Origin of the sequence: Microbacterium sp. AG157 (assembly GCF_003385695.1) — a bacterium.
GTDB lineage: Bacteria > Actinomycetota > Actinomycetes > Actinomycetales > Microbacteriaceae > Microbacterium > Microbacterium testaceum.
In genome coordinates this window covers 237,121-255,632 of sequence record NZ_QRDK01000002.1, presented here as the reverse complement: position 1 = coordinate 255,632, position 18,512 = coordinate 237,121, and the positions used below count along the sequence as shown (strand labels likewise).

At 68.2% G+C, this 18,512-nt stretch carries 21 protein-coding genes and 1 tRNA gene; 18 read left to right on the top strand and 4 right to left on the bottom strand.

Annotated features, from left to right (window positions below):
* The first annotated feature begins 15 nt into the window (after nucleotides 1-15).
* The 15 genes from DEU35_RS07035 to DEU35_RS06970 all read left to right on the top strand — a co-directional run bounded on the left by DEU35_RS07035 (nucleotide 16) and on the right by DEU35_RS06970 (nucleotide 12,713).
* Nucleotides 16-1,089 carry a phage portal protein gene (locus tag DEU35_RS07035; protein WP_147301841.1) on the top strand — a complete coding sequence of 358 codons (1,074 nt, stop codon included), beginning with the start codon at nucleotides 16-18 and terminating at the stop codon, nucleotides 1,087-1,089.
* Complete coding sequence (locus tag DEU35_RS07030; RefSeq protein WP_116239061.1) at nucleotides 1,086-1,760, top strand: HK97 family phage prohead protease; 675 nt, start codon at nucleotides 1,086-1,088, stop codon at nucleotides 1,758-1,760. The genes DEU35_RS07035 and DEU35_RS07030 overlap by 4 nt, the downstream gene beginning before the upstream one ends.
* 16 nt (nucleotides 1,761-1,776) lie before the next feature.
* Nucleotides 1,777-3,018, top strand: a complete 1,242-nt coding sequence (locus DEU35_RS07025) for a phage major capsid protein (protein WP_116239060.1) — start codon at nucleotides 1,777-1,779, stop codon at nucleotides 3,016-3,018.
* On the top strand, nucleotides 3,018-3,485 hold the full coding sequence (locus DEU35_RS07020) for a hypothetical protein (protein ID WP_116239059.1): 468 nt from the start codon (nucleotides 3,018-3,020) through the stop codon (nucleotides 3,483-3,485). Before DEU35_RS07025 ends, DEU35_RS07020 begins: the two co-directional genes overlap by 1 nt.
* 60 nt (nucleotides 3,486-3,545) lie before the next feature.
* A complete protein-coding gene (locus DEU35_RS07015; RefSeq protein WP_116239058.1) occupies nucleotides 3,546-3,914 on the top strand; it encodes a hypothetical protein in 369 nt (122 codons plus the stop codon).
* Entirely contained in the window at nucleotides 3,911-4,390 is a 480-nt protein-coding gene (locus DEU35_RS07010) for a hypothetical protein (RefSeq protein ID WP_116239057.1), read from the top strand. The genes DEU35_RS07015 and DEU35_RS07010 overlap by 4 nt, the downstream gene beginning before the upstream one ends.
* 26 nt (nucleotides 4,391-4,416) lie before the next feature.
* Complete coding sequence (locus tag DEU35_RS07005; protein WP_116239056.1) at nucleotides 4,417-4,668, top strand: hypothetical protein; 252 nt, start codon at nucleotides 4,417-4,419, stop codon at nucleotides 4,666-4,668.
* Entirely contained in the window at nucleotides 4,652-5,683 is a 1,032-nt protein-coding gene (locus DEU35_RS07000; RefSeq protein ID WP_116239055.1) for a phage tail tube protein, read from the top strand. Before DEU35_RS07005 ends, DEU35_RS07000 begins: the two co-directional genes overlap by 17 nt.
* A complete protein-coding gene (locus DEU35_RS06995) occupies nucleotides 5,680-6,255 on the top strand; it encodes a hypothetical protein (protein WP_116239054.1) in 576 nt (191 codons plus the stop codon). Before DEU35_RS07000 ends, DEU35_RS06995 begins: the two co-directional genes overlap by 4 nt.
* Before the next feature lie 11 nt (nucleotides 6,256-6,266).
* Nucleotides 6,267-6,560: a hypothetical protein gene (locus DEU35_RS06990; RefSeq protein WP_116239053.1), complete on the top strand. Its 294-nt coding sequence runs from the start codon at nucleotides 6,267-6,269 to the stop codon at nucleotides 6,558-6,560.
* A gap of 95 nt (nucleotides 6,561-6,655) precedes the next feature.
* A complete protein-coding gene (locus DEU35_RS17080; RefSeq protein ID WP_181904596.1) occupies nucleotides 6,656-6,829 on the top strand; it encodes a hypothetical protein in 174 nt (57 codons plus the stop codon).
* Between the two features lie 4 nt (nucleotides 6,830-6,833).
* Nucleotides 6,834-9,362, top strand: a complete 2,529-nt coding sequence (locus DEU35_RS06985; protein ID WP_116239052.1) for a phage tail tape measure protein — start codon at nucleotides 6,834-6,836, stop codon at nucleotides 9,360-9,362.
* A gap of 4 nt (nucleotides 9,363-9,366) precedes the next feature.
* Nucleotides 9,367-10,614 carry a hypothetical protein gene (locus DEU35_RS06980; protein WP_147301840.1) on the top strand — a complete coding sequence of 416 codons (1,248 nt, stop codon included), beginning with the start codon at nucleotides 9,367-9,369 and terminating at the stop codon, nucleotides 10,612-10,614.
* A gap of 279 nt (nucleotides 10,615-10,893) precedes the next feature.
* Complete coding sequence (locus DEU35_RS06975; RefSeq protein ID WP_147301839.1) at nucleotides 10,894-11,721, top strand: hypothetical protein; 828 nt, start codon at nucleotides 10,894-10,896, stop codon at nucleotides 11,719-11,721.
* Nucleotides 11,718-12,713 carry a hypothetical protein gene (locus DEU35_RS06970; protein WP_116239049.1) on the top strand — a complete coding sequence of 332 codons (996 nt, stop codon included), beginning with the start codon at nucleotides 11,718-11,720 and terminating at the stop codon, nucleotides 12,711-12,713. The genes DEU35_RS06975 and DEU35_RS06970 overlap by 4 nt, the downstream gene beginning before the upstream one ends.
* Before the next feature lie 76 nt (nucleotides 12,714-12,789).
* Here the strand turns inward: DEU35_RS06970 and DEU35_RS06965 are convergent, their stop codons facing one another.
* A complete protein-coding gene (locus DEU35_RS06965) occupies nucleotides 12,790-13,254 on the bottom strand; it encodes a DUF4429 domain-containing protein (protein ID WP_116239048.1) in 465 nt (154 codons plus the stop codon).
* Between the two features lie 64 nt (nucleotides 13,255-13,318).
* Between DEU35_RS06965 and DEU35_RS06960 the strand changes: the two genes are divergently transcribed.
* The gene (locus tag DEU35_RS06960; protein WP_116239047.1) at nucleotides 13,319-13,555 is read left to right on the top strand and encodes a DUF3263 domain-containing protein; all 237 of its coding nucleotides are present in this window, start codon (nucleotides 13,319-13,321) and stop codon (nucleotides 13,553-13,555) included.
* Nucleotides 13,556-13,639: 84 nt separating this feature from the next.
* A tRNA-OTHER gene (locus tag DEU35_RS17075) sits at nucleotides 13,640-13,721 on the top strand.
* Between the two features lie 690 nt (nucleotides 13,722-14,411).
* Here the strand turns inward: DEU35_RS17075 and DEU35_RS06955 are convergent.
* On the bottom strand, nucleotides 14,412-16,256 hold the full coding sequence (locus DEU35_RS06955; RefSeq protein WP_396652085.1) for an amylosucrase: 1,845 nt from the start codon (nucleotides 16,254-16,256) through the stop codon (nucleotides 14,412-14,414).
* A gap of 173 nt (nucleotides 16,257-16,429) precedes the next feature.
* On the opposite strand from DEU35_RS06955, the gene DEU35_RS06950 reads away from it, so the two are divergent.
* A complete protein-coding gene (locus tag DEU35_RS06950) occupies nucleotides 16,430-17,371 on the top strand; it encodes a DMT family transporter (protein ID WP_181904595.1) in 942 nt (313 codons plus the stop codon).
* Between the two features lie 109 nt (nucleotides 17,372-17,480).
* On the opposite strand, the gene DEU35_RS06945 is transcribed toward DEU35_RS06950, so the two are convergent.
* On the bottom strand, nucleotides 17,481-18,032 hold the full coding sequence (locus DEU35_RS06945) for a nitroreductase family protein (RefSeq protein ID WP_116239347.1): 552 nt from the start codon (nucleotides 18,030-18,032) through the stop codon (nucleotides 17,481-17,483).
* A 14-nt stretch (nucleotides 18,033-18,046) separates the two neighbouring features.
* Nucleotides 18,047-18,454, bottom strand: coding sequence for a peptide-methionine (R)-S-oxide reductase MsrB (msrB, locus tag DEU35_RS06940; protein WP_103206243.1), 408 nt, complete (start codon nucleotides 18,452-18,454; stop codon nucleotides 18,047-18,049).
* Nucleotides 18,455-18,512 lie beyond the last annotated feature (58 nt).

The following is an 18,512-nucleotide window of genomic DNA, read 5'->3' as shown; positions in this document are numbered from 1 at the left end:
GGCCGCGGTGGTGCGATGCGGCAGGCCGCGACCTACGCGGCCATTCGTTACATCACCGATCAGTGGGCGCAGGCGACGGTGACCGTCACAGAGGTGCGGGGCGGTCAGCGAGAGATCGTCGAGACGCCGCTGATCCTGTCGAAGCCGTCGCCGACAATCTCCGTCTGGGATTCCCGGGTGCAGATGGTCGCCGAACTGAAGACTCGCGGCAACGCATATGGGCTCGTCGACAGTGATCGCCGGTTCTGTCAGTGGGTCGCCGACGAGCACGTGACCATCGACGAATCGAATCCCTTCGATCCGAAATACCGGGTGGCCGGCGTGCCGGTGAAGCTCGTGTCGCAGGGTGGCAACCTACTGCACCTGCGCGAGCAGCTGCGCGCCGGAACCGTCCGCGGCCTGTCGCCAATCTCAGCGTTCGCGGCATCGTTCGAGTGGGCGGATCTGGCTCGGCAGTACGGGCGCCGCTGGTTCAAGCAGTCGTCGATGCCGCCCGCGATCCTGCAGGCCAAGGGGACGCGGATCGACGGCAAAGTGCTGACCGAGGCGCGTGACGATTTCGTGGCCGCCGCCGCCGAGGGGAAGCCGGTCGCGCTGCCGGGGGAGTGGGACTACCGCAAGATCTCGGTGAGCCCCGAAGAGGCGCAGTTTCTGCAGACCATCGAGGCATCCGCTACCGAGATCGCGATTATCTTCGGCGTCCCGCCGGAAGAGGTCGGCGGCAAAGCCGGCTCGTCGCGCACGTACTCGAATCGCGAGATGGACGCGACCCTGTTCCGCATCAAGACGCTGGGCGGGGTGTCCGGGCGCGCGGAGGCCGCGTTCAGTGACGTGCTCCCGTTCGGTCAGGAACTGACCTACGACCTGTCACGGCTCGAACGGCCCGGCCTGCTCGAGTTCATGCGATCGATCACGGAGCAGCTGAAAAACGGCACGCTCACGCTCGCCGAGGCGCGTCGAGATCTCGGCCGCCGCGGCATCAATGACACCGAGATCGAGCAGTGGCAGACCTGGTACGCCACCACGAAATCCGAATCCGAATCTGACTCGACGTCCCGTGTCGAGATGCCCGAAGGGGGGACGCAATGACCGAGCTCGAGCGCCGCGTCGTCGACAAGCCGACCGAGTTCCGAGCCGCGGCCGAGGGGTCGGGAGGTGTGGGCGTGCTGACCGGTTACGCGGTCGTGTTCGACTCGCCCTCTCGCGATCTCGGCGGCTGGTTCGAGGAGATCGCACCGGAAGCGTTCGGCGCACCGGATGCCGAGGGCCGCGTCGACATGGCCCTGCACACGCGAGTAATCGCGCGCGCGGAGCACGACAGTCGACTGCTGCTCGGCACGACCGACGCCGGCACGCTGCGGCTGTACATCGACGACGTCGGCGTGCGGTACGAGGTGGATCTGCCCGACACGGGCGCCGGCCGCGACGTCGCCGCACTCGCGAAGCGCGGCGACTACCGACATTCGTCGTTCGCGTTCCACCCGCTCGACGTCGAGTGGCGCGAGAACGCCGCCGGCAGCCTCGTGCGCCGGGTGACTCGCTCCACGCTGAGCGACATCGCACCCGTCGCCGACCCCGCCTACTGGGCGGCCACCACGCAGATGCGCAGCGCCGTCGACATCGACGCCGTGCGCGCATCCCTGCACCCTTCCCCCGCCGCCCCCGGCGAGTGGGAGGCCGAGGCGACCAAGCGCGCCGCGGCCATGACCCGCGAGACGCACCCCGCGCTCGCCAACCGACCCCGCAAGCGCGGGATCTGAGAAAGGACACACCCGAATGACCAGCATTCAGGAACGAATCAAGTCCCTCGCCGAAGAGCAGAAGCGGGCGTGGGAGAACGAGGGCAAGCCCCTCGCCGACATCGCGGCCGAGCGCGCTCTCACCGCCGACGAGCGGACGAAGTTCGAGGCGCTCGAGCGCGCCTACAACGACTACGACGACCGCATGACCCTGCTCGTGCAGCAGCGCACGATCGAGGAGCGCGCCGCGAACTTCGCCGGCAACCTCCTCGGCAACCGTTCCGCCTTCGGATCGGCGGCCGACGTCGCGCAGTTCGCGAGCGAGATCCGCGGCGTGCTCAACGGGGACACGAAGTTCCTCGAGTACATCCCCGACGCGAACGAAGTTCGCGCCATCATGCACGCCGAGGCGCGCGCGCTGTCCGTGGGTACCGCCCTGGCCGGCGGCAACACGGTGGGACAGACCTACCTCGCGCAGCTGATCCAGCCGCTGCGTCAGTTCTCGGGCATCTTCGCCGCGGGCGCATACGTGTTCGTCACCGAGAAGGGCGACACCGTCACCCTGCCCCGACTGACGTCCTTCGGTGCGGCGGCCCCCGCCCCCGAGGCGACCCAGATCGGCGGCACCGATCCGACCTTCGGTCAGATCTCGTTCGGGGCCAAGGGATACGGCGAGTTCGTCGGCATCTCGACCGAGCTCGTGCAGGACTCGCTGATCGACATCGAGTCGCTGACGAACAAGCTCATCGGCGAGAACATCTCGGTCCTGCTGGGCCAGGATCTCGCGACCGGCTCGGGCGTCAACGCGCCGCAGGGCATCGCGAGCGCGACAACCGTCGGCGTGACCGGCGCGACCGGTGTCGGCGGCGCCCCGACGTGGGACAACCTGATCGACCTGCAGGAATCGGTGCTGGCCCCCTACCAGGCGAACGCCGCATGGGTCGCGTCCAACTCGGCCGTGGCATCCATCCGCAAGCAGAAGGACGGATCGGGCCGCTACCTCTGGGAGCCCAACGGCCTGAACGGCGCCCCGTCGACCCTGCTCGGCGCGCCCGTCTTCCGTGACCCGTTCATCGCGGGCGTCGGCGTCGGTGCGAAGTCGCTGTTCTACGGTGACTTCTCCCGTTACTGGGTGCGCACCGTCGGAAACCTGCGCATCGAGCGCTCGGACCACGCCCTATTCGGCACCGATCAGGTCGCGTTCCGCGGCAAGCTGCGCGCCGACGGTCGTCTCATGGACGCCTCGGCCATCAAGCACTTCGCGGGTGGTGCGTCCTGATGGGCCGCCCCGCGAAGGCTGACACGCAGTCGGTCCCCGCCGAGACGGGCGAGGTGCGCGAAGACGCGGCGGTCGAGACGTCGGCAGACCAGCCGGCCCCGCTCGTCGCGGTCGCCGCGGGTGACACCGCGACGGCCCCGGCCGGGCAGACCGTGCCCGAGGCGACGGTCGACGTCAAGGCGCAGGCCGACGTTGACCCGTCTCAGGGGCAGGGGTCGGCGGTCGCCGACGTCGCTGCCGCGGCATCCGTCCTCGCCGACTCGGCATCGAAGGCGGCCACGCCGACGAGCGAGCCGTACACGGACGAGGAGATCCCGACCGAGGGCGACGTCGAGCTCGTGATGCTCATCACGATCTCGGGTCTCCGCAACGGCGAGCCCTGGCCGCGAGCCGGGCGCACGGTGACCCTTCCGGCCGCCGAGGCCGAGTCGCTCGTCGCCAACGGGTACGCCGCGCCCGCCGAGTAATCGCTGAGTGAGGGGCCGCGCCGAGTGTGCGGCCCCTCACTCGTGAGAGGAGACCACACCGTGGCAGCAAAATGGCCCATCGCGGCCGACGTGCTCGGGAAGGCGATCGGGCTCTCAGACGAGCAGATCGCGGCCGAGCAGGAGGAGCTCGCTTTCTTCGCGGCGACCGTCTGCAGCCTGATCGACCGGGACACCGGGCGAAAGGTCGAGCCGCACCGCCATGAGATCCCCGGTGCCGGTCTGCCGCCCGAGTTCGAGATGAGCGCCCGCGAGTGGGGCAAGCTCATGTGGAATCAGACCAAGGGTGGCACGAACGCCCGCGGTCAGTCTGCCGAGCCGACCGCACCCGCGGGAGTCGGGATGCCCGCGAAAGTCGCCGTCTGGCTCGCCCCCTTCCCGCCCCGCATCTTCTACGGGAGCGGCACGTGAGCGGGATCAGCCAAGCAACCGGCATCCTCGCCGCGCGCGACGGCGTATGGGAGGCCGTCGAGACAGCGACCGCGCACCGCGGCGTGGAGATCGACCGCTACTACGCGCCGCCCGCCGAGATCCTCGCCACCCGCTGGGTCGCGATGGAAGACGTCTCAGTCGACCCCGATCTCGTCAACATCGGCCCGCGTCGACAGTTCGACGAATCGATACGCATCGGCATCTCTGTCGGGGCGTGGGTCGCGGCATCCGGCAACCGTGAGGCCGACGGACGCGCAGCGTTCGAGGCCGCGTACAGCATCCTCGCCGAGATCCAAACCCACATCACACAGACCGACATCACGCTCGGGGGCAAGGTGCAGTGGTGCCTGCCTGGCTCAATGTCGACGGCCGGTGTGCAAGACCCCGAAGGCGGCGGATACGTCGTCGAGATTCAAACCGAGTTCGTGTGCGCGCACCGCGTGCGCCCCACCTGATCGACCAAACAACGGAAGGGGGAGCTATGGCCGGAAAGGCTGTGCCCCGATTCAAGAACGTGTCCCCGCTCGGTGCGCTCGACGTGCCCGCGCTGGGGCGCGTGATCACCGAGGGTGAGGAATTCGACGTGCGCGAGGATCTCGTGCCGCTCTTCGCCGGTCAGGTGGAGAACTACGAACCGGTCAACGCTTCGGCGAAGGCCGCTACGGCGGAGGCTCTCGCCCCCGCCGAAGAGCCCGAGCCCGAGGAGGTGACCGACGGTGACGACGCAGCTTGATTTCACGGTCGGTATCGGCCGCGAGACGACCTACGGGACGGCCGTCGCGCCGACCCGCTTCGCCGAGTCCGACGCGAAGATGAAGTACGACGTGAAGACGATCCAGTCGAAGGGGCTGCGCCCCGGGAAGAACGTCAACCGTCTGAACCGGAACGCGATCGGCCGGTTCGAGGGCTCGGGAGATGTGGCCTTCGATGTGCCGACTCGCGGGTTCGGTATCTGGCTGAACGCCGTGCTCGGCGCGGTCGTGAGCACGGTCGTCCCGTCGACCACGCCGGCCGTGTATCAGCAGGTGCACACGATCAGCACGACCGATCCGGTGCAGACGTTCACGCTGCAGGAGGTGCTGCCGACCCTCGGCGGTGTCAACTCGTACCCGCACACCTTCACCGGCTGCGCGTTCGACTCGATCGAGCTCAGCGCGAAGGAAGGCGGGTTCGTCGAGGCCAAGCTGTCGGTGACGGCGCGCGAACTACTGACCGCGTTCGGCGCTGCAGCGGCGAGCTACCCCGCCGACGATTCGCTGTTCACGTTCGTGCACGGCGGGATCGTCGTCGGCGGCACGCTGACGGCCCCCACGGCCACGGCGCCCGCGTCGATGACCGGTACACCCGCGGCGAACATCGCCGATTTCAGCTTCGCTGTGAAGCGCTCGCTGGACTCGGACGGATGGAACCTCGGCGGCAAGGGTCTGCGCTCGCGCGCCCCGCTGCTCGGTCTCCCCGAGCTCTCGGGCAAGATGACCGCGGAGTACACCGACAACACGCTGCGCGACGCGTACCTCGCTCAGACGCCGCTGTCGCTGCTGCTCACCTTCGAGCACAACGTCGCCATCTCGGGGGCCAACAAGGCCATGCTGCAGATCGCCCTGCCGGCCATCCGGCTGAAGGGCGAGGTGCCGGCATCCGACGGCGGCAGTGCGATCAAGCTCTCGATTGACTTCGAGGCCTTCGATGACGGTGTCTCGCCGCAGCCGGTGTACATCGTGTACCGGACGCTCGACGCGACGGTGTGACCGAGCAGGCGACGGGCGCCGTCCCTGACCCGGAGTCGCTGCGTCGCCTCATCTCGAAGCTGCGGGAGTTCCCGCCGGCCGTGCGTACGCCGGTCCGGCGGGAACTTCGCGGCCTCGGCGCGCCCGTCATAAGCGCGCAGAAATCGATCCTGGACGGCCCGCTACCGCGCGGCATGGTGAAGACCGGATTCCGGCACAAGCTCGTGCACTCGAAGCGCAAGGGCAAGTTCTACGCCGTGAAGGTCAACATCTACTCGGATCGCGACGTCACGCGGCGCGGCAAATCGAAGGGTATGCGCGCCGCCATCAAGGCCGGCCTGAAGTTCCGCATCGTCGCCGGCAAGACCCGGCAGGGGATCGAGTTCAAGACCACCGGCCCGAAGGGGCCGGACGGATTCAACAAGGCGAAGTTCTGGCAGAAGCGCCGGTTCCGCCATCCCGCGTTCGGCAACCGCGAGCGGTACGTCGACCAGGCCGGACAACCGTTCTTCCGCGCGCCCGTCATCGAGGGGCGCGAACACCTGCTGCGCGCAACCGAAGAGATCATCACGCGCGCAGCCCAAGACACCTAGGAGAAAAGCGCATGGCAAAAATCAAGCTCGCCGACGGTTCGACGATCCCGATCGTGAAGCCCAATCTCTGGGACGGCGCGGCCGTCGAGAAAGAAACCGGCTGGAACCGCAAGGAGTACGCCGAGCGGATGAAGTCAGGGAGCATGCAGACCGCGTTCGCGATCTTCGCGAGCCTGCGTCGCGCCGGTCACGATGTGACCTTCGACTCGTGCGCCAATCTCGACGGCATCGACAACCTGCTCGCCGAGCCCGGCGATCACCGCGAGGCCGGGGCGGAGGGTGAGGAGACCCCGGACCCTCAGTAGTCCGCAACGGGCGCGGGCGGCGTCGACAGCCCGAGAAGGCGTCGCCCGAGCTCGAGGCGCTGAACGAGCGCGAACCGTGGCTCGAAGAGCAGGTGATGCGCCGAGCGCTGCTCATCTGCCGGCATGACTACTGGCCGGCGCTCACCCCCGACCGCCTGTGGGAATTGCCCTACGACCTGTGGGCGCAGCTGGCGCTGTCGTGCGACGCGATCGCCAAGCAAAAAGAGGAAGACGCCGCCGAGTTGGAGCGTCTGAGAAAACGGAGGTGACCGAGTGGCAGGTAAGTCCGCAACAGATCTGATCATCCGCCTGCTGGTCGAAGACGAGTCGCTCGACAAGGTCGACCGGTCGAAGGCGAAGTTCGACGCGTGGAACGATGCGCTCGAGCAGGGGTCGAAGGTCGCCGCGGGCACGCTGCTCGCAGTGGGTGGGCTCGCCGTCGGGACGACGATCGCGTTCGCTGACGCGGAGGCCGGGGTCGACAGTATGGCCGGGGCGCTGAAGCTCACCGAGCCCGAGGCCTCCCGAGCGGGAGAGGCCGCCGCGAACGCGTACGGTCGCGCCTTCGGCGGGTCGCTCGATGAGGTGCAGTCGGCGACGGCCGGTGTCATCGGCTCGATCAAGGGCATGCGTGACGCGAGTGTCGCGGAACTGCAGGGGATCACCGAAGGCGTTTTGACGCTGTCCGGCGGGTTCGAGCTCGAGGCCGACCGCGTCTCTCAGATCGTCGGTCAGATGCTGTCCACGGGCATGGCGAGCTCGGCGCAGGAAGGTATTGACCTTCTCACCGTCGCGCTGCAGCGGGTGCCGCCCGCGGTTCGCGACGATCTGCTCGACGCAATCGACGAGTACGGCCCGTTTTTCCAGCAGCTGGGGATCTCGGGCGAGACAGCCTTCACGATGCTCGCTGATGCAAGCGCGAAGGGCATGTACGGGATCGACAAGACCGGCGATGCGCTGAAGGAATTCACGATCCGGTCGACGGACATGTCCACGTCCAGTGGGGCGGCGTACGAGGCGCTCGGCCTGTCGCAGACCGAGATGACGAACAAGATCCTCGCGGGCGGCGACAGCGCGGAGCAGGCATTCGCGCAGATCATCATGGGCCTCAACGGGATGACCGATCCGGCCGCGCAGTCGCAGGCCGCGCTGGCCCTGTTCGGGACACCGCTCGAGGATCTAGGGACGGGAGAGATCCCGAAGTTCCTCGATCAGCTGGCGAACCTGGATGGCGGGTTCGGAGATGTCGCGGGTGCTGCCGCAGCGATGGCCGACACCGTCTCTGGCAACACGAAGGGATCGTGGGAGTCGATTCGCCGCGACCTGCAGATGACCGCGGCAGAGATTGGAGAGTCCTTCGCGCCCGCGGTGAGCGACGGTCTCGAGGTGCTGCGGGGATTCGCTGACTGGGCGGGCGAGAATCAGGGCGTCGTGACGGCGATCGCATCCGTGGTCGGCGTGCTCGCGGGTGCCGTCGTGCTCGCGAGTGGCGCGATGAAGGTATTCGCCGCCGCACAGGCGATTCAGACGGCTGCGCAGTGGGCGAGTAACGCGGCGTGGCTCGCGTCCCCAATCACGTGGATCATCCTCGGGATCATCGCGGCCGTCGTGCTGCTGGTCGCCGGGATCATCTGGCTCGCGTCGAACTGGGACAGCGTCATTTCGTGGCTCGGGTCGGCCTGGTCGTGGCTCTGGGACAATGTTCTGTCGCCCGTTTTTTCGGCTATCGGGGCCGCGTTCGAGTGGCTCGGAGCGAACGTCTTCGCCCCTATCGGCAGCTTCATCGCCACCGTCGTGCAGGGGATCGGCGACGTTTTCAACTGGCTGTATCAGAACATCATCCTGCCGGTCGTGACCGGGATCATGCTTTACATCGGCCTATGGGCCGCGGTGATCGTGTGGCTGTGGGAGAACGTCGCGATGCCGGTGTTCGATCTCATCGGACAGGGGCTGCAGTGGCTCTATCAGAACGTTTTCGTTCCGGTCGGGCAGGGCATCGACGCTGTCATTCGCGGGATCGGCGACGTGCTGAATTGGATCGGGCAGAACGTGTTCGCCCCGTTCGGTCAGTTCGTCGCTGACGTGATCCGCAACGTCGGGAACGTTTTCTCATGGCTGCACGCGAACGTCGTCTCGCCCGTGGGTGCTGCGATAGGCGCGGCGGTGAATGCTGTTGGGTCCGTGTTCTCCTGGCTGTGGAACAACGCCATCATGCCGGCCGTGAACGGGATCGGGCAGGCCGTGCAGTGGGTGTACAACTCGGTCATCTCACCCGTCTTCAACGCGATATCGGGGGCGGTCGACATGGTCGGGAACGCGTTCCGAACCGTGTTCGGGGCAATCGGGGGGTTCATCTCGAACGCCTTCAGTGGAGCGGTGAATGCCGTCCGCGGTCCGATAAACGCGATCATCGGCCTCGTGAATGGGGCCATCCGGGCTATCAACGGGATCTCGGTAACGATCCCGGCGTGGGTGCCGATCGTCGGTGGTCAGACCTTCGGGGTGTCGCTGCCGCAGGTGCCCTACCTGGCAACGGGTGGCGTGACGATGGGGCCAATGCTCGCCGTCGTCGGCGACAACCCCGGCGGGCGTGAGTACATCGAGCCGGTCGACAAGGTCGCTACACGCATGGAGCGGGTGGCGCTCGAGGCCGCGGCATCCGGCCGCGCCGCAGCGCCTGGCGGGCTGACCCGTCTCGCACGTGAGGATCTCGAACTGGTCGCGCAGCTGATCGGTCAGACGGTGTATCCGCTGATCGTGAAGGGCGCGCAGTCGCAGATCAAGACAGCACTGGGGGTGTGAGCGGATGCCGGTAACTCTCACCGCGGCGCTATTGTCGTCGGCCGATCCGCGCCCCGCTCAGGTCACCCTGAGCGGGGTCGCGGCGGGCGCGATCTTCGAGGTGGTCGGCACGACTGCTGACGGGTCGCGCTGGACGATACCCGGCGGCGCGGGTGTGTCGCTCGGCGGGCAGCTGGTGCTGATCGACAGCCGCACGGCGCTGAATGCGCTGATCACCTATCAGGCGGTGGTCGACGGTGTGACCTACGCCGCGGTGCCCCTGACGGTGTCCTACGCCGGTCCGGGCGTCGGCGTTGTGCAGACGATCGACGGCCTGCGAAAAGCGGGTGTGGAGATCGCGTCGCTGACGGAGGCCCGCAAGTCGAACACGCGCTCGTCGACGTTCGAGATCGCGGGCCGCAGTGACCCGGCGGCGCGTCTCGACGTGCCCGGATCGTTCTCGTACTCGTGGCAGTTCGACACGCAGGGCGCCGACTCGGTCGCAATGGAAGAGATCCTGCGCACCGGCCGGCCGATCGTGCGCCGGCTGCCGCCTGGCATGCGAGACCTGAAGCCCGTAGTTCTCGGGATCGTCACCGACTGGGGCGATGAGCTCATATCCGACGGGTTCGACACATGGCGGCGGTTCTCGCTCACCGTGCGGGAGATCGGCGACCCGCAGCCGTCGTCCGCTCTGATCGCGTTCACGTGGCGTGACTTCGATGACGCGATGGCTGACCGAGTGTGGTCGTACCATTCGCTGTTCCCCTCCCTCGCGAACTGGGCGGCGGCGAACGGCGCGCTCTCGCTCGTCACCGCGGGCGGATACCTCACGCCCAACTTCGCGCGCGCCACGGCATCCGCCGCGGGGGCGGCGGTCGACGTCGTCGAGTCGGTCTACACGGCCGCCGCGAAGACGCTCGGCGACGCCGTCACCCCGGGATCTACCTACACGGTGACGGTGCGTGTGAAGGGCACGGCGGGGCGCTCAGCGTCCGCGCTGCTGAAGTGGTCGTCGGGTGCGGTCGTGACCGGTGCGCCGGTCACCCTGACCGGGCAGTGGCAGCAGGTATCTGTGACAGGCGTCGCGCCTGCAGGCGTGAACGGCCTCGCCTCGGGTGCCCGCATGGCCGCGTCCGGCGTCGCAGCAAACGATCAGCTCGACGTGTCCGCGCCGACCATCTCGGCCGGTTCGGTCGTCCCGGTCGGGTCGTTCGATGAGCTCTTCACCACGTGGGATCAGTTCGACGCGGCCGATTGGTCACTGCTCTGAGAGGGGGTCGGGATGCGTAACGGACCGCCCGACGAGGTGCTCGCAGGAGCCCCTCTGTATAGTGCTCGGATCACGTCGTGGCTCGGCGGGCGGATGCTCGCCGCGACGGTGCCGATCCTCGCCGGACGCGTCACCGGCAAGGCAACGCAAGAGGTGATCGAAGAGCTCTCCCTGACGGTGCCCCGGTTCGCAGCCGGGGCACCCGGGGGAGACGTGAAGGACTGGCGCCCCGGGAAGGACGCGCAGCACCCCCTCGCCCGGTACGGGCAGACACTGAACGTGACGACCATCATCGAGTCGGTCGTAACGGGCGAGGTGTGGGAAACCCGGATCGGGCCGTATCAGATCAAAGACTGGGATGACGACGACGCCGGCACCGTCACGGTGAAAGCGGAATCGCTGCTGGCGCGGCCCCGCGACGACAAGCTGCTGTCGCTCACCTCGCCGACCGGCACCCTGAAGAGCGAGGCGCGCCGCCTCGCCCCGGCCGGCATGGGGGTGTCCTTCGATCCGAAGCTCATCGACCGGCCGTGCTCGCCCGCAATGTCATGGTCTCGCAGCCGGATCGAGAACCTGCAGGAGATCGCCGACGCATGGCCGGCGCTGCTGCGGGTGGACGCGTGGGGGCAGATCGCGTTCCGCGCGCCGCTCCCGGACGTACCGAAACCGGTCGTCACCCTGCGCGACGGTAAGGGCGGAACGCTGATCGCCGCCCCGCGCTCGGACTCGCGTGGCGGCGTCCCGAACGTCGTCGTCGCGACGACGGGAAGCTCGACGACCGCCGACGTGCAGGGGGTCGCGGCGATTACCTCGGGGCCGATGAGCATCAACGGTGACTATGGCGTGGTCGTCAAGGAATGGTCGTCGAGCCTGCTCGAGAACGCGTCGCAGGCACAAGCTGCAGCGCGTACCATGCTCGACAACGCAGCGCGCCCCGCGCAGGCGGTGCCGGTGCGCATCGCACCCGACCCGCGTCTCGAGATCGATGATCCGGTGGCCGTGATCCGCGAGGGCGATACGCCTCTATGGGGCTGGGTCACCGCATGGGATCTCCCACTGACGGCTGACGGGGGAGACATGCGCATCGACGTGGGGGTGTCCGGGTGATCGACGTCAGTCCGCTGAACCTGCTCGGCTCGCTCGAGCGGATGGTGCCGCAGGGGCCAGGCCGCGACGACGATGCAGCGCTCGTCTCCACGGGCTCGGTACTCGATCGGGACGTGGACGGGCGACGTGTGCGCGTCGCGCTGCGCGGCGGCGACGTGTGGCTGCCGGCCGTCGCCGGCCGTTACGTGCGAGCGGCGCCCGTGCGCGTCCTGTTCGACGCGACGTCGGCGCGGCCGGTGCTGGTGCTCGGCTCGATCGAGCCCGGTGCGCCCGCAGCCCTCGGCACGGTCGCGGCCGTCAACGGCACCCGCGTAACGGTCACGGTCGACGGGAAGACCTCGACCATCCCCTCGGTCGCGGGCACCTACACGGTGGGTCAGACGGCATGGATCTTGCTCGACGACTGGGGCGTGCCGGTGATCGCGCTCGGACCGGCCACCGTGCCGGCACCGCCGCCCGTCGAGGCGCCCCCGAGCGCGGGGGGCTCGACCGTGACGGCGACGGCATCCATTGGCCCGCAGTCGTCGGGCACTTACCGAGTGTCGGCCGGCCGCTGGGATCAGTGGAACACCGACCGGTACGGCGGCGCGAGCGATATCTACCAGGGGTCGGCCTACGGCTCGGGGCAGCTGCGCGGGTTCGCAGGCTACGGCGATCAGATCGCCAACCTCGGGGCGGTGTCGATCGACGAGGCGATACTGACCGCGCGGAAGACCGCCGACGGAAACAGTGCGGTGCTCACCGTGCAGGGCACCGCCGCCGGCAGTCGCCCCGGGGGAGAGCCTGGCGCGGGTCCGTTCGAGTCGGTGTCGTCAGGCTCGATCGGATCGGGAGGCACCGGGCAGATCGCGCTATCCGCTGGTCTGCGTGAAGCGTTCCGAACGGGCGCCGCGCGCGGTCTCGTCGCCGTCGGCTCGCAGTATGGGGGGTTCGGTGGTACCTCCACCCCCGGATCGTTCGTGCTGAACATTCGTTACACGCGCCCCGCATGACAAAAGCCCCGGCGCCCGCCCCTCTCGAGGGGGCGGGTGCCGGGGCAATTCGTCGTTGTTGGCCGCGAGCGACGCGTCACATGCGCTCGAGGATCTCGGCCTTCTTCGCGTCGAACTCCTCGGGCGTGATCACGCCGGCATCCCGCAGGGCGGCGAGTTTGGTCAGCTGCTCGGCGTGGTCGACGGCTGGTGCAGGGGTCGACCCGCCTGCGAGTGCGGCGAGCACGGCGTCGCGCAAGGCCTCGAAATCCGCCGTCGATTTCTTCGCGAAGATCACGGCGTTCTCGTCCTGGGCGGCGTCCTGTGACCGTCCGAAGCCGATCGACTGTTTCGAGGACTCACCCGAAACGGAGAACTGGATGAAGCCGTTCACGAGAGCGGAAGCCGGCTTGATCTGCACGGCCCCGATCGATCGAACATTGAGAGTCTTCTCGCCGCGGCCGTGGCCGACGCGTCCGAAGAATCCAGCGCGAGTGATTCGCACCACGTTGCCATCGAACGAGATCTGGCCGTTGACGCCGTTCGCGGTGATCGGTTCCATGTGTTCCCCCTAGGTCGATTGTCAGGCTAGCGCCCATGTCGGAGGTGCGGGGGAGACTGTGCGCATGGCAGCTATCGAGATGATGAACCTGCTCGACTTCGAGGAGGAGTGGCCGCGCTGGTCGGGGCGGAAGGATGAGGCGATTCGGTCGCGCTTCGGAGTGACGCCGGCTCGGTACTTTCAGGTGCTGCACCGCGTGATCGACACCCCGGAGGCGGTGGCAGCGCGGCCCATGCTGGTGCGCCGGCTGCGTCGGATGCAGGCGGCGCGGATGGCCGAGCAGCGGCGTCGTACTGCGTGAGCGTGGCAGGCCTCATTCACGATTTACTCACGGTTTTGCACATGTCCATACGTGTACTTAGTTGTACCGGTCCCGCGTAATTACGCGGGCGGTACAAGTAAGTACACCTATATACAGCGCACCGCACAAACGGGGGTTGCAGGTTCAAGTCCTGTAGCCGGCACCACAGACACCAGATCAGTAGTGCGAAAAGCCCCGCTCCGCCGCGAGGAGGCGGCGCCGGGGCGTTCTTCCGGCACCTACCAGCCGGAGCCGCCGGCTTCTATCGCATCGCCTCGGCCGACGAGGCGCCTGCGATGGGCGGGCCCTGAGCAGCGGCAGAAGTAGCGGTGCATGGATGACGTCGTGTCGTATTCGAAGGTGGCGCACGCTGGAAGGAGGCGAAACCGACGGCGAACGAGACGGCTCAGCAGTCGAGCGAACCCTCCGGGGCGGAGTCCCACGGGTGCGTGCCCGCACAACTCGCACATCGTCGGTCGCGGCGTTGCGGGAGCGACTCGCAGCTGGGCACGATTGCGTGCTGCCGCGATCACGGCTTCGTGGCATGGGTGGAGGAAGAGTACGTCGTTGCCGCGATGAAAGCTGTCTGGCCTGATTGCGAAGGTGTAGCAGACGTGGATGGTCGGATCATCGAGGAGTATCCGGCGGATCGCCGCGTCGACACGCTCGGTCATGACGCCCCTCCTCGCAACGGTCTGTGCCGGTGTCTCGGTGCGAGGGGCGCTTATGCCAGTGGTCCGTCGAAGTGCGGGCGCACGGCAACGCGCCTTCGCAATCCGTACACGAGAACGTAATACCCGTACGTCTCACGCGGCAACTGGGGAAGAACGGCCCCAGGGCGGCGCGGAAGCCAGACTCAGCGCATCCGCACGCGCAGCCATCGCACGCCGTGCGCGGCGAGGGTGAGTCCGGCGCCCAGCCATACGGGCTGAGACGACACGAGGTCGAGGGCCTCCGGTGCCATGCCCGAGAGGGTCAATGCGTCGATTTCGACGGCCGAGTCGCCGACGTTCGCCAGGACGAGCACCGAGAATCCCTCACCCGGGCGCAGGAATGAGACGACGGATGCCACGTTCGCCCCGAATGCAATCAGGTCGTTGCCCGCGAACTCCGGCGTCGACCGGCGCACGTCGATCAGTCGCGACAGCCGCGAGAAGACGCGCGCGGCCGGGGTGTCGGCATCCGTTCGATCCTCATGCTCTTGCTCGGAACGGAAGGGGCGATTGACCCACCGGCTGTCGCCCGCTTCTTCCGGCCGTTCGCGGTAGGAGTAGTCGTTGAGCTGGGCGACCTCGTCGCCGAGGTAGAGGAGCGGGATACCGCCGGTCGAGAGGGCGAGGGCGTGGGCGAGCACGACGCGGTCCTCTCCGCCGGCGTCGCCCGCCTCGATGCCGGCGAGCGACGCGGTGGTGCCCGTGACGCGGGCATCGCCCGTGCGCGGGTTCTCCTGGAATGGCACGCCGCGCGCGAACGAGCCCTCGGCCCGACCGACGTAGAAGTCGTTGAGGAAGCGGCGGTGCGGGTAGCCGTCGATCCCGAGCTCGGCGGCGTCCTCGTCGGCGAAGGTCCAGCCGATGTCGTCGTGGCTGCGCACGTAGTTCACCCAGGCGGTCCCGGCCGGGAGCGCGTGCCGGCGCTCGAGCGCTTGTTGCAGCAGGCGACCGTCGCGAGTGGCGAGCGCCTCCCAGGTGAGGGCCATCTGCAGGGGGTTGTACGAGATCTGACACTCGTCCGGTGAGATGTATGAGACCACCTCATCGGGGTGCACGATGGCCTCCGACTTGAACAGCAGCCCGGGAGCACCCATGCGCAGCACCGCGTTGAAGGCCTGCAGCAGCAGGTGCGCCTCTGGCAGCGACTCGCAGGTCGTGCCGAGTTTCTTCCAGATGAAGGCCACGGCATCCATGCGGAGGATCTCGACGCCCTGATTCGCGAGGAAGAGCATCTCGCCGGCCATCGCCTCGAAGACCGCGGGGTTGGCGTAGTTCAGGTCCCACTGGAAGTGGTAGAACGTCGCCCAGATCCAGCGGCCATCGTCGAGCTGGACGAACGAACCCGGATGATCGTCGGGGAAGATCTCGCGCGTGCTCTGCTCGTAGGCGTCGGGCAGCTCGCGATCGGGGAAGATCAGGTAGAAGTCCTCGTACCCCGCCTCGCCCGCGACGGCCTTGCGAGCCCACTCGTGCTCGTTGCTCGTGTGGTTGAAGATGAAGTCGACCACGAGCGAGATCCCCGCCCGGCGCAGATCGGTCGCGAGGGCGGCGAGCTCTTCCATCGTGCCGAGCGCCGGATTCACCCGGCGATAGCTCGACACCGCGTAGCCGCCGTCGCTGTTGCCTTCGGGGCTTTCGAACAGCGGCATGAGGTGCAGGTAGGTCAGGCCGAGTTCGCGGAAGTACGGAATGGATTCCCGGATGCCGTCGAGCCCGCCCGCGTACCGATCGACGTAGCAGACCCCACCGAGCATGCGCTCGTTCTCGAACCAATCCGGCGCGCTCTCGCGCTCCCTGTCAAGAGCCTTCAGGGTTCGCGGGCGCGCCGTCCACGAGGTGCGGGCCAGATCGAGGACGGATGCCAAGCGCTCGAGGCCGTCGGGTCGTTCGCCGTACAGCCGGGTGAACAGGTCGTGCAGGCGCGGAAGGTGTTGTTCGGCGTGCGCGAGGAACTCGTGGTCGGCGTCGGCGGCGCGGAGGTCGTCGATCAGGTATGAGACGTCGTCGGGGCCGGGGCGGAGCTGGGTCACGGGTCACAGCCTGACGCATCCAGGCGGGCCCCGCCGACATCGGCGTGCCGCGGGGAGGCGAAGGGGGTGGCCGACCACCCCGCGTCGTACGATCGACGGTGGCTCCCGTGCGGGGGCGCGAGAGGAGAGCCGTGGCGGAGCGGGGGTCGGTCGGTCTGGCCGTCGGGGGAGCGGTCCTCATCGGTGCCCTCACCGCGCTGCAGGCGCGCATCAACGGCAGTCTCGGCGGCGAGATCGGGGACGGGTTCGTCGCCGCCGCGATCTCGTTCGGCTCCGGGCTCATCATCCTGATCGCGTTGTCGGCCCTGATTCCCGGGGGCCGACGCGGGTTCGGGCGCCTGATGGCCGGCATCCGGTCTCATTCGATTCCGCCGTGGATGCTCTTGGGCGGACTGGTCGGGGCGTTCACCGTCGCGAGCCAGGGCCTGACGGTGGCGACCATCGGCGTCGCGCTGTTCACCGTCGGATTCGTCGCGGGGCAGACCACCGGCGGGCTCGTGCTCGACCGCATCGGGTACGGACCGGCCGGCGTCGTCCCGGTGACGGTGCGGCGGCTGATCGGTGCGCTGCTGGCCATCGCGGGTGTCGTCGTCTGCCTGTCGGGAGATGCGCTCGGCGGGGTTCCGCTCTGGATGCTCGTCGTCCCGGTGATCGCGGGTGCGGGCGTGGCGTGGCAGCAGGGGACGAACGGGCGCCTGCGCGTGCGCGTGGAGAGCCCGCTGACCGCGACCCTCGTGAACTTCATCGGCGGAACGGTCGTGCTGCTGATCGCCGCGGGTGTGCATGTCGCCATCGTCGGAACACCGCGCACCGTGCCGACCGAGCCCTGGCTGTACATCGGCGGGGCGGTCGGCGTTATCTACATCTTCTTGTCGTCGGTCGTCGTGCGCCGCACGGGTGTGCTGCTGCTCGGTCTCGGCTCTGTCGTGGGTCTTCTCACGACCTCGGTTCTGCTCGACGCGCTGTGGCCCGCGCCGGCGGCTCCCTCGACCCTGGTGGCTCTGCTCGCTGCGGTCGTGGCGATCGCCGGCGTGGTCGTCGCCGCCGTGCCCGTCCGTCGCCGCCCGCGCTGACCACAGAACGACGAAGCCCGCCGCCGGTCGGGAGCGTGCCCGCTACGCGGGGCGGAAACGACGACGCCGCCGGGGACCGGGGTCCCGCGGCGGCGTCGATCGAAAGAGGTCAGAGACGCGTCTCGTCGACCGTGCGCCTCTTCTTGCCTCCGGGCATGCGTGAGAGGTGCTTCGCGGCATCCACGGTCTTGCGCCGCGTGGCTCGGGTGCGCGCGGGCTTGCCGCCGACATAGAGCCACCCGAGCAGGACTTCGCCTTTCTCGAGCCCGTGCGCCTTCGCGAGCACCTTGCTGCGGGTGTTGTCGTCGGTGCGCCAGAACACGCCGAAGCCCGCTTCGTCGAGCACGAGGCTCAGCATGTGGGCGACTCCGGATGCCACGGCCTCCTGCTCCCATGCGGGGATCTTCTTCGAGCGGAGGTTCGCCACCACCGCGATGATGAGCGGTGCGCGACGGGGCTTGGACGACAGCCCCTTCTTGCCGTCCGCCTTGTTCAGCGCGCGGGCGAGGACGTCTCGGTCGGCGCCACGGATCTCGATGAGCCGCCAGGGCTTGAGACTCTTGTGGTCGGCGACGCGACCGGCCGCGGCGACGAACGCCTCGAGCTCGGGACCGGTGGGGGCGAGGTCGGTGACCTTCGACCACGACCGGCGGTCGCGCATCGCCTCGAGTGCGCTCACGCTTTGTCTTCGGGGGTGAAGTTGAGCGAGAGCGAGTTCATGCAGTACCGGTCGCCGGTGGGCGTGCCGAAACCGTCGGGGAAGACGTGTCCCAGGTGCGAACCGCAGTTGGCGCAGCGGACCTCGGTGCGCTGCATGCCGTGGCTGTTGTCTTCGATGAGCTCGACCGCCTCGGGGCGGACCGACTCGTAGAAGCTCGGCCACCCGCAGTGCGAGTCGAACTTGGTGCCGCTCTGGAACAGTTCGGCATTGCACGCCGCACACGTGTAGAGGCCGGCACGGCTCTCGTCGAGCAGCTCACCGGTCCAGGCGCGCTCGGTACCCGCCTGGCGGAGCACCGCGTACTGCTCGGGGCTGAGCTCAGCGCGCCACTGGTCGTCGGACTTGTCGACGGCGTAGGTCATATTCACTCTCCTTCTTCGTCTCTATTCTCTCGCGCCCAGCGGCGGTCAGGTCGTGACG

What these genes read in the sequence shown, in the direction of transcription:
- DEU35_RS07035 (WP_147301841.1), top strand. Translation starts at nt 16, where the DNA reads ATGCGGCAGGCCGCGACCTACGCGGCCATTCGTTACATCACCGATCAG.
- DEU35_RS07030 (WP_116239061.1), top strand. Translation starts at nt 1,086, where the DNA reads ATGACCGAGCTCGAGCGCCGCGTCGTCGACAAGCCGACCGAGTTCCGA.
- DEU35_RS07025 (WP_116239060.1), top strand. Translation starts at nt 1,777, where the DNA reads ATGACCAGCATTCAGGAACGAATCAAGTCCCTCGCCGAAGAGCAGAAG.
- DEU35_RS07020 (WP_116239059.1), top strand. Translation starts at nt 3,018, where the DNA reads ATGGGCCGCCCCGCGAAGGCTGACACGCAGTCGGTCCCCGCCGAGACG.
- DEU35_RS07005 (WP_116239056.1), top strand. Translation starts at nt 4,417, where the DNA reads ATGGCCGGAAAGGCTGTGCCCCGATTCAAGAACGTGTCCCCGCTCGGT.
- DEU35_RS06990 (WP_116239053.1), top strand. Translation starts at nt 6,267, where the DNA reads ATGGCAAAAATCAAGCTCGCCGACGGTTCGACGATCCCGATCGTGAAG.
- DEU35_RS17080 (WP_181904596.1), top strand. Translation starts at nt 6,656, where the DNA reads ATGCGCCGAGCGCTGCTCATCTGCCGGCATGACTACTGGCCGGCGCTC.
- DEU35_RS06980 (WP_147301840.1), top strand. Translation starts at nt 9,367, where the DNA reads ATGCCGGTAACTCTCACCGCGGCGCTATTGTCGTCGGCCGATCCGCGC.
- DEU35_RS06965 (WP_116239048.1), bottom strand. Translation starts at nt 13,254, where the DNA reads ATGGAACCGATCACCGCGAACGGCGTCAACGGCCAGATCTCGTTCGAT.
- DEU35_RS06960 (WP_116239047.1), top strand. Translation starts at nt 13,319, where the DNA reads ATGGCAGCTATCGAGATGATGAACCTGCTCGACTTCGAGGAGGAGTGG.
- DEU35_RS06945 (WP_116239347.1), bottom strand. Translation starts at nt 18,032, where the DNA reads ATGCGCGACCGCCGGTCGTGGTCGAAGGTCACCGACCTCGCCCCCACC.
- msrB (WP_103206243.1), bottom strand. Translation starts at nt 18,454, where the DNA reads ATGACCTACGCCGTCGACAAGTCCGACGACCAGTGGCGCGCTGAGCTC.